General features: G+C 69.8%; 9 protein-coding genes. 4 read left to right on the top strand and 5 right to left on the bottom strand.

The features are described from left to right. Nucleotides 1-558: anti-sigma factor (locus GH736_RS12470; RefSeq protein WP_159603716.1), on the top strand; the 558-nt coding region annotated here is incomplete at its 5' end. Nucleotides 559-661: 103 nt separating this feature from the next. After that, on the top strand, nucleotides 662-1,702 hold the full coding sequence (locus GH736_RS12465) for an LLM class F420-dependent oxidoreductase (protein ID WP_159603714.1): 1,041 nt from the start codon (nucleotides 662-664) through the stop codon (nucleotides 1,700-1,702). A 272-nt stretch (nucleotides 1,703-1,974) separates the two neighbouring features. Here GH736_RS12465 and GH736_RS12460 read toward each other — a convergent pair whose 3' ends face one another. Further along, nucleotides 1,975-2,232 (bottom strand): hypothetical protein, encoded by a 258-nt coding sequence (locus GH736_RS12460; protein WP_159603712.1) that lies wholly within the window; start codon nucleotides 2,230-2,232, stop codon nucleotides 1,975-1,977. A gap of 601 nt (nucleotides 2,233-2,833) precedes the next feature. On the opposite strand from GH736_RS12460, the gene GH736_RS12455 reads away from it, so the two are divergent. Continuing rightward, nucleotides 2,834-3,472 carry a DNA-directed RNA polymerase subunit beta gene (locus tag GH736_RS12455; protein WP_159603710.1) on the top strand — a complete coding sequence of 213 codons (639 nt, stop codon included), beginning with the start codon at nucleotides 2,834-2,836 and terminating at the stop codon, nucleotides 3,470-3,472. A gap of 238 nt (nucleotides 3,473-3,710) precedes the next feature. Then, a complete protein-coding gene (locus GH736_RS12450) occupies nucleotides 3,711-4,598 on the top strand; it encodes an aminodeoxychorismate lyase (RefSeq protein WP_159603708.1) in 888 nt (295 codons plus the stop codon). A gap of 3 nt (nucleotides 4,599-4,601) precedes the next feature. On the opposite strand, the gene pstB is transcribed toward GH736_RS12450, so the two are convergent. From pstB to GH736_RS12430, 4 genes are all read right to left on the bottom strand, one after another. After that, the gene (gene pstB, locus GH736_RS12445) at nucleotides 4,602-5,381 is read right to left on the bottom strand and encodes a phosphate ABC transporter ATP-binding protein PstB (RefSeq protein WP_159603706.1); all 780 of its coding nucleotides are present in this window, start codon (nucleotides 5,379-5,381) and stop codon (nucleotides 4,602-4,604) included. Nucleotides 5,382-5,403: 22 nt separating this feature from the next. Next, on the bottom strand, nucleotides 5,404-6,501 hold the full coding sequence (gene pstA, locus GH736_RS12440; RefSeq protein WP_159603704.1) for a phosphate ABC transporter permease PstA: 1,098 nt from the start codon (nucleotides 6,499-6,501) through the stop codon (nucleotides 5,404-5,406). Beyond that, nucleotides 6,501-7,439, bottom strand: a complete 939-nt coding sequence (gene pstC / locus GH736_RS12435) for a phosphate ABC transporter permease subunit PstC (RefSeq protein WP_159603702.1) — start codon at nucleotides 7,437-7,439, stop codon at nucleotides 6,501-6,503. Before pstC ends, pstA begins: the two co-directional genes overlap by 1 nt. A 101-nt stretch (nucleotides 7,440-7,540) precedes the next feature. Then, entirely contained in the window at nucleotides 7,541-8,632 is a 1,092-nt protein-coding gene (locus tag GH736_RS12430) for a phosphate ABC transporter substrate-binding protein PstS (RefSeq protein WP_159603700.1), read from the bottom strand. Between the last annotated feature and the right edge of the window lie 124 nt (nucleotides 8,633-8,756).

The following is an 8,756-nucleotide window of genomic DNA, read 5'->3' as shown; positions in this document are numbered from 1 at the left end:
CCGGATGCCGCGTCGGCTCCGGATGCCGCAGCCGTCGACGCTCCGACGCCGGCGCACACTGCCCCCGCCTCCTTCCCGGGCCCGGCTGAGTCCGCCGCGCGGCGCCGCTGGTTCCAGCGGCCCGTCGCCCTCATCGCGTCCGCCGCCGCGGCCGTCGTGCTCATCGCGGCCATCGTGCTCGGCGTCGGATGGTCGGGGCCGAACGGCTGGGGCGCGCAGCGCGAGATGGCGGCCATCGCTTCGGCGCCCGACGCGCAGTCGCAGACGCACGAGGTCCCCGGCGGGGGCGAGATCACGCTCGTGACCTCGGCAGCGAAGGGCCGATCGGGCGTCGTGGTGGAGGGTCTGCCGCCCCTCGATCCCGGCCAGACCTACGAGCTCTGGTACATCGACGACTCCGGGGCCGCGGCCGCGGGGACGTTCGACGCGAACGGCGGTGAGACGTGGCGCGTGCTCGAGGGCTCCTTCAGTCCCGGGGTCGCGGTCGGCGTCACCGTCGAGCCCGAGGGCGGCTCAGCGCAACCCACCACTGATCCCATCGTCGTCATCGCCACGTAGTCGGGTCTCCACAAGGGACGAGGGCCGTGCGCCGGTCCTCGGTTATGGTCTGAGGTGCCCGTGACACCACGCCGGGCCACACGCACACGACGAGGAGTGACGGATGCGCGTCGGCATGTTCCTGAACTACGCAGGCGGATTCCGCGAGGTCGCCGATGAGGTGGCCGAGCTCGAACGGGCGGGCGTCGACCTCGTCGCCGTGCCCGAGGCCTACTCGTTCGATGCGGTGAGCCAGCTCGGGTTCCTTGCCGCCCGTACCTCGACCATCACCCTCGCGTCGGGCATCCTGCAGCTCTACACCCGCACCCCGACGCTCACGGCGATGACGGCGGCGGGCCTGGACTACGTCTCGGGCGGGCGATTCGAGCTCGGCATCGGGGCATCCGGTCCGCAGGTCATCGAGGGCTTCCACGGCGTGCGCTACGACGCGCCGCTCTCCCGCACCCGCGAGATCGTCGACATCTGCCGCATGACGTGGCGGCGCGAGCCAGTGGTGCACGACGGCGCGAAGTACCGCATCCCGCTGCCCGCAGGCGAGGGCACCGGTCTCGGCAAGCCGCTGAAGCTCATCAACCACCCGGTGCGCGACCGCATCCCCATCACGATCGCCTCCCTCGGCCCGAAGTCCGTCGAGCAGACGGCGGAGATCGCCGACGGCTGGCTGCCGATGTTCTTCCATCCCGAGCGCGCCGGCGAGGTGTGGGGCGCGGCGCTCGCCGCCGGCGCCGCGAAGCGGTCCGCCGAGCTGGGCCCGCTCGACGTGTTCGCGAGCCCGGCGCTCGCCATCACCGAACGCCCGGAGGCGGTGCTGCCGCTCGTGAAGCCGCAGCTCGCGCTCTACGTCGGCGGCATGGGCGCCCGCGGCAAGAACTTCTACAACGACCTCATCTCGAGCTACGGCTTCGAGGCGGAGGCGGCGCGCATCCAGGACCTCTACCTCGACGGACGTCGCGACGAGGCCATCGCCGCCGTGCCCGACGAGCTCGTTCGGGCGGTGTCGCTCATCGGCCCGGCGTCGTACGTCGCCGAGCGGGTGGCGGCGTTCCGCGCAGCCGGCGTCACCACGCTGTCGGTCACCCCCCTGGCCCGCGATTCGGCCGAGCGGGTCGCGTTGATGTCGGGGTTCCGGGCGCTCGTCGGCTGAACTGCGCTCGGGCACATCGGTTCGACGGTTTCGACTGCGGTCGCGCACAACCGCATCGTGGATCGTCGGTGAGGCGCGTCGCAGATCGGCGGCCACCCCTTTCGGCCGCCGCCTCGCGGGGCTACCGTGTTCTCACCCGCACGACGCTGTGCGGGAAGGGAACCTGGGGAGGAGCTGCCGTGACGGGGACGTCCGAGTCCCGCGCGTGACCCGGACTCCCGTCGGGCGGTGCCCGGGGTGCTCAGGCGGTGAGGTCGGATCGTGCCCGCTCGTCAGTCGTGGTCCGAGGTGAGTTCGAGCCGGGCCGAGATGGCCGTCATCGCGGCATCCATCGTCGCGTAGCGGTAGACCACGCCCGGACGGGGGCGCATCCACAACATCTCGTAGCCGTCGTCGATGGTCTGGAGGTAGCCGACGACGCGTCTGAGGTCGCCGTCCGCAAAGCGGTCGTTGCACACGCGCCACGTGGTCGGACTGAGCGGCATGAGCTCCACGTGGGAGCGGGTCTGCGTTTCCTGTCGGGCGAGCATCTCGCACCATTCCCCATCGAATCCGCGGTTCATCCATGGCGGACCGGCACCGACCGACGCGTCCTGGGATGCGCGTGGTCGATTGCGCTGCGCCGGTCGGCCCGGCCCGCCTGTCCGGGTCTTGCGACCCGTGACTACAGTTCTACGCGCGGCCTTGGGGCGTCGATAGGCCCTTGACATGCCTCAGGCGAGATGCGATATTGCGGTGCCCCCACAGGGACTCGAACCCTGGACCCACGGATTAACCTGCTGCACTGGGTTTCCCCAGCCACCGCCGTGGCGGCTTGCAGTCTGGACTATATCTTCACCTTCGACCGGATCGTTCAGGTGCGCCGCGTGTAGTCTCTGAGGTTCCCTTGCGGTTACCTGCTGATTACCCAATCCGGTCCGATTGTCACTGCCTCGCGCGAACGAGGCGAGTACGGCCGGCTCTCAGGGCGTTCCAGCATATAGCGGCGGTCATCCAGCGCATTTCGGCGCTGGCGCTCCATTTTGTGTTGAAGTCCGTTGCTCTAACCAACTGAGCTATAGGGGCATCGACCACCCTAACAGGAGCCGCGCACCGGCCCCGCGTCCCGCAGAGGCGAGTAGCCTTGCCGCAATGGCTTCCGAATTCCATCGACCCACGCGATTCCCGAACGGCATGTTCGAGGGCTACCTCGGCGCCGAAGATCCGGCGCACGTGAGCCGGGTCGCCCATGACACGGCGGCGGCGATCCTGTCGCGGGTCCGCGCCGACCCCGATCCGGCAGTGGTCGAGCGACTCGTGACCTATACCGACGAGCATGGCATCGACGCGATCGCCGAGCTCTGGTCGCACGCGTCCGCGAAGAGCCTGCCGGGAGCCCTCTGGCGGGTCTACTTGCTGCGCACCCTCATCCGGCAGGACCCGGTCGGCATCAGCCTGGCGTTCCAGCGCGGCACCGAGGTCTCGCACACCATCGACCAGGTCGTCGCCGGTGCACCCGTGCCCGCCGGTCCCGACGAGGTGCGCGAGCTCGCCGACCGCATCCTGCACGGACTGTTCGCCGGGGACTTCGCCGTGGCGCTCGACCGTGCCGCCGCCTTCTCGAGGGTCGTCGCGGCCGGCTTCACGAGCCTCGCCGACGATGCGGATGCCGCCGACGCGGTGCACCCCGATCGCCCGGGCGAGCTGACCCAGCGCGCGCTGCGCCTCACCCAGCTGGCCGACGAGCTGTCGTCGTGCGCGCGACTCTGGCGTCGCGACGCGCTGGACTGAACCGACGCGTGCCCCGGAGCGAACCGGATGCCACGTCGGCGCGCGTGCGGGAATGAACCACCCCCCGACCTCGTTTACACTTGATGTGCCGGGCCGCAGTAACCCCGGGCTCCAATATTCGCCGCTCCGAGCGGCCTCGCGCCGAGAGGCGTTCTGCGGCCCGGCATTTCCATGCCAGGGGGCCCTTGCGCCGGGCGTCCTCGATGCCCGCGTCGCCCCGTCCGCGTAGCATCGGAGCATGCCCGACACGCTCACCCTGCTGATCGAACCCCTCCCGGCCGACGCCCCGGCGACCGACCTCGACCGCACGTTCCGCGAGGTCGACGCCTCGGCCCCGGCCCTTCGGGTGGGCGAGCTCTCGACGCAGCGGGGCGACGGCATCTTCGAGACCATCGGCGTGGTCGACGGGCACCCGCAGGAGGCGCGGCCGCACCTCGAGCGCCTCCGCAACTCCGCCCGCATCTGCGAGCTGCCCGAGCCGAACCTCCCGCAGTGGGAGGCGGCGATCTTGCGTGCGGTGGCCTCGCTGCCGGCGACCGGCGAGTTCGCCCTCAAGCTCGTGCTGAGCCGTGGCGTCGAGCACGGGCCGGCGCCCACCGCGTGGCTCCACCTGGCGCCCGCGGCGGACTTCACCGCGGTGCGCGAGCGCGGCATCCGCGTCGTCACGCTCGACCGCGGCTACGACCGCGGCACCGCGGAACGAGCGCCGTGGCTGCTCCTCGGGGCGAAGACCCTCAGCTACGCCGTGAACATGGCGGCGCTCCGCGAGGCGCGCCGGCGCGGTGCCGACGACACGATCTTCGTCACGAGCGACGGCTACGTCATGGAGGGTCCGACGTCGAGCGTCATCCTCCGGCACGGCGAAGTCTGGTCGACGCCCGCGCCATCGGGCGCGATCCTGCACGGCACGACCCAGCTGAGCCTGTTCGAGCACCTCGAGGCATCCGGTCGGCGCACCGAGTACCGCGACATCCCGGTCGACGAGCTCAGGTCGGCGGATGCCGCGTGGCTGGTGTCGAGCGTGCGGCTCGCCGCGGGCATCACCGAGCTGGACGGGCGGCCGATGCCCTACGACGCGGAGGAGACGCGCGAGCTCAACGCCTACCTGCTGGGCCCGCGCGACTGATCGTCAGCCGAAGCGGCCCGAGACGTAGTCCTCGGTGGCCTGCACCGTGGGGTTCGAGAAGATCGTGGTCGTGTCGGCGTACTCGATGAGGTTGCCGGGCTTGCCGGTGCCGGCGATGTTGAAGAACGCCGTCCGGTCGGAGACGCGGCTGGCCTGCTGCATGTTGTGCGTCACGATGACGATGGTGTACTGCAGCTTGAGCTCCTCGATGAGGTCCTCGATCGCGAGCGTCGAGATCGGGTCGAGCGCCGAGCACGGCTCGTCCATGAGGATGACCTCGGGCGACACCGCGATGGCGCGAGCGATGCAGAGGCGCTGCTGCTGGCCGCCCGAGAGGCCCGAGCCGGGCCGGTCCAGGCGATCCTTGACCTCGTTCCAGAGGTTGGCGCCGCGCAGCGACTTCTCGACGAGGTCGTCGGCGTCGGTCTTCGAGATGCGCCGGTTGTTGAGCTTCACGCCCGCGAGCACATTCTCCTTGATGGACATCGTGGGGAACGGGTTGGGTCGCTGGAACACCATGCCCACCTGGCGCCGCACGAGCACCGGGTCGACGTCGGGGTCGTAGAGGTTGTTGCCGTCGATGAGCACCTCGCCCTCGACCCGGGCGCCGGGGATCACCTCGTGCATGCGGTTGAGGGTGCGGAGGAAGGTCGACTTGCCGCAGCCCGACGGGCCGATGAACGCGGTGACGCTGCGGGGCTCGATCTCGAGGCTCACGCCCTCCACGGCGAGGAACTTGCCGTAGTAGACGTTGAGGTCGCGGACTTCGATGCGCTTTGACACGGATTTCCTTACTGGGGGAGGGTCAGCGGCCGAACTTCGGTGCGAAGAACTTGGCGACGAGACGGGCGATGAGGTTCAGCGCCATGACGATGAGGATGAGCGTGAGGGCGGCGGCCCAGGCGCGGTCGAGGTACGCCTCGGGCGGATTGCCCTGGTTGGCGTACTGCGTGTAGACGAACACGGGCAGCGACGACATCCGGCCGTCGAAGAGGTTCCAGTTCATGCTCTGGGTGAATCCCGCGGCGATGAGGAGGGGGGCGGTCTCGCCGATGACGCGTGAGATCGAGAGCATGATGCCGGTCGTGATGCCCGCGATGGACGTCGGCAGCACCACCTTCACGATGGTCAGCCACTTCGGCACCCCGAGGGCGAAGGCGGCCTCGCGCAGCTCGTTCGGCACGAGGCGGAGCATCTCCTCGCTCGAGCGCACCACGACGGGGATCATCAGCACCGACAGGGCGACCGCGCCGGCGATGCCCGTGCGGGTGCCCGGTCCCAGGAAGATGGAGAAGAGGGCGTAGGCGAACAGGCCGGCGACGATCGACGGGATGCCGGTCATGACGTCGACGAGGAAGGTGATGCCCCGCGCGAGCCGGCCGCGCCCGTACTCGACGAGGTAGATCGAGGTCATCAGGCCGATCGGGATCGAGATGATCGCGGCGGTACCCGTCATGAGCACGGTGCCGACGATCGCGTGCAGCACGCCACCGCCCTCACCGGTGACGTTGCGCATCGACATGGTGAAGAAGTCCACGTCGAACCGGTTGAGCCCGAACGTGATGACGGTGATGGTGAGCGAGATGAGCGGGATCATGGCGAGCACGAACGCGCCGGTCACGAGCGCGGTGACGAGGCGGTCCATGGCCCGTCGCCGGCCCTCGACGAGCATCGAGAAGAGCCAGATCGAGGGGATGTAGAGCACGGCGCCCACGAGCAGCGCGCCGCCCCAGTTGAACTCGCTGCCGTCGGCGAGGGCCAGTACGCCGAAGATCGCGGCGGCGACGAGGATGGCGGCACCGAGGATCATCCACGGAGCAGGCGTGGGCAGGCGCCCGGCGGTCAGGGAGTTCTCGATGGGCACCGCGGTGGCGGTGGGCTCGGGCTTCGTCGTGACGGACATCAGTTGGCTCCCGAGAATTCCTTGCGGCGGCTGACGATCCAGCGGGCGATGGCGTTGACCACGAAGGTCACGATGAAGAGGATGAGGCCCGTCGCGATGAGCACGTTGACGTTCATGCCGTAGGCCTCGGGGAACGTCAGGGCGATGTTCGCCGCGATCGTCGACGGGTTCACCGAGGTGAGCAGCTTGAACGTGACGGCGCCGCTGGCGGAGAGCACCATGGCGACGGCCATCGTCTCGCCGAGGGCCCGGCCGAGTCCGAGCACGGCGGCGGAGACGATGCCCGAGCGCCCGAACGGCAGCACGGCGGTGCGGATCATCTCCCAGCGGGTGGCGCCGAGCGCGAGTGCCGCCTCTTCGTGGAGGACGGGGGTTTGCAGGAACACCTCGCGGCAGATGGCGGTCATGATCGGCAGCACCATCACGGCGAGCACGATGGCGGCGGTGAGGATCGTGCGGCCGGTGCCCGAGACGGGGCCGGCGAAGAGGGGGAACCAGCCGAAGTTGTCGACGAGCCAGGAGTACACCGGCTGCACCGCCGGGGCGAGCACGCCGATGCCCCAGAGGCCGAAGACCACGGACGGCACCGCCGCGAGCAGGTCGACGATGTAGCCGAGCACGGAGGCGAGGCGGCGCGGCGCGTAGTGCGAGATGAAGAGGGCGATGCCGATCGAGACCGGGATGGCCATGAGCAGGGCGAGTGCGGCGGCCCACACCGTGCCGAAGAGCAGGGGACCGACGTAGTTCCAGAAGTTGTCGGTGAGGATCGAGGCGTCCTCGTGGCTCGCGATGAGCGCCGGAAGGCTCTGCACGATCAGGAAGACGGCGACGGCGGCGAGCGTGACGAGGATCATCGATCCCGCGAAGACCGCGGAGCCCGAGAAGACCCGGTCGCCCGGTCGCTGCTTCGCCTTGATGGCGGTGGTGGCGGTGCTCATCTGGCGTGATCCTCGAGTTCAGGTGATGGTGGATCGTGGGACATGACCGTGCCCGACCCCGTCGCGTTCATGAGGAACCGTCGGGGTCGGGCACGAACCTACTACTGGATCGAGTCGATCGCAGCCGTGATCTGCTCGCGCAGGGTGTCCGAGATCGGCGCAGAGCCCGCGGCGTCAGCCGCGACGTTCTGGCCCTCGGGGCTGGCCATGTAGGAGAAGTACGACTTCACGAGCTCGACGTTCTCGTCGTCCTCGTAGTCCTGGCAGCCGATGATGTAGCTCACGAGCACGATCGGGTAGACGCCGGCCTCCTCGGAGGTGCGGTCGATCTCGATGGCGATGTCGCCGTCGGCGCGACCCTCGGCCTCGGGCGAGGCGTCGACGATGGCCGCAGCGGCCTCGGGCGAGAACTCGACGAAGTCGTCGCCGACCTGCACCGCGACGGTGCCGAGGTCGCCGGCGCGCGAGGCGTCGGCGTAGCCGATGGTGCCGGTGCCGTTGGTGACCGCGTCGACGACGCCCGAGGTGCCCTGTGCGGCCTCGCCGCCCTCGAACGGCCAGACGCCGTCGGCCTCGTACGTCCACACGTCGGGAGCCGCGGCGCCGAGGTAGTCGGTGAAGTTCTCGGTGGTGCCCGAGTCATCGGAGCGGTGCACGGGCGTGATGGCCAGGTCGGGCAGCGTCGCGTCGGGGTTCAGCGCGACGATGGCCGCGTCGTTCCAGTTCGTGATCGTGCCGGCGAAGATGCCCGCGATGGTCGCGGCGTCGAGGTTCAGCGTGTCGACGCCCTCGACGTTGAAGATCACGGCGATGGGCGAGATGTACAGGGGCAGCTCGACCACCGAGGTGTCGGCGGCGCACTTGGCGAAGCCGCCCGCGGCGATCTCCTCGTCCTTGAACGCGCGGTCCGAACCGGCGAAGTCGCTTGCGCCCTCGAGGAAGGTCTCGCGGCCTGCGCCCGAGCCCGAGGGGTCGTAGTCGATGGTCACGTCGGGGTTGGCCGTCTGGAAGCCGGCGATCCATGCCTGCTGTGCGGCGTCCTGCGAGGACGCGCCGGCGCCGACGAGGTTGCCCGAGAGCGACGAGGCCGACTCCGGGGCGGCGGCGCCGCCCTCGTTCGCGGCGCAGGAGCTGAGCGCGATCGCCGCGGTGATGGCGACGACGACGGGCACGCCGAAACGCTTGAGGTTCACGTGATTCCCTTCCGGGGTTCTTGAGTGCAGGGGATGGGCCGGGTGCCGGCCCGCCTGCGACGCTAAGCCGCGCGCTTTACGAGCTTCCGCCACGACGGTGAACGGCAGGTGAACGAGCCCTGTC

This window comes from Agromyces humi, assembly GCF_009720255.1.
Taxonomy (GTDB): domain Bacteria; phylum Actinomycetota; class Actinomycetes; order Actinomycetales; family Microbacteriaceae; genus Agromyces; species Agromyces humi.
Note: the sequence above shows the minus strand (reverse complement) of the source record. Positions and strands in the feature narration are given on the sequence as shown.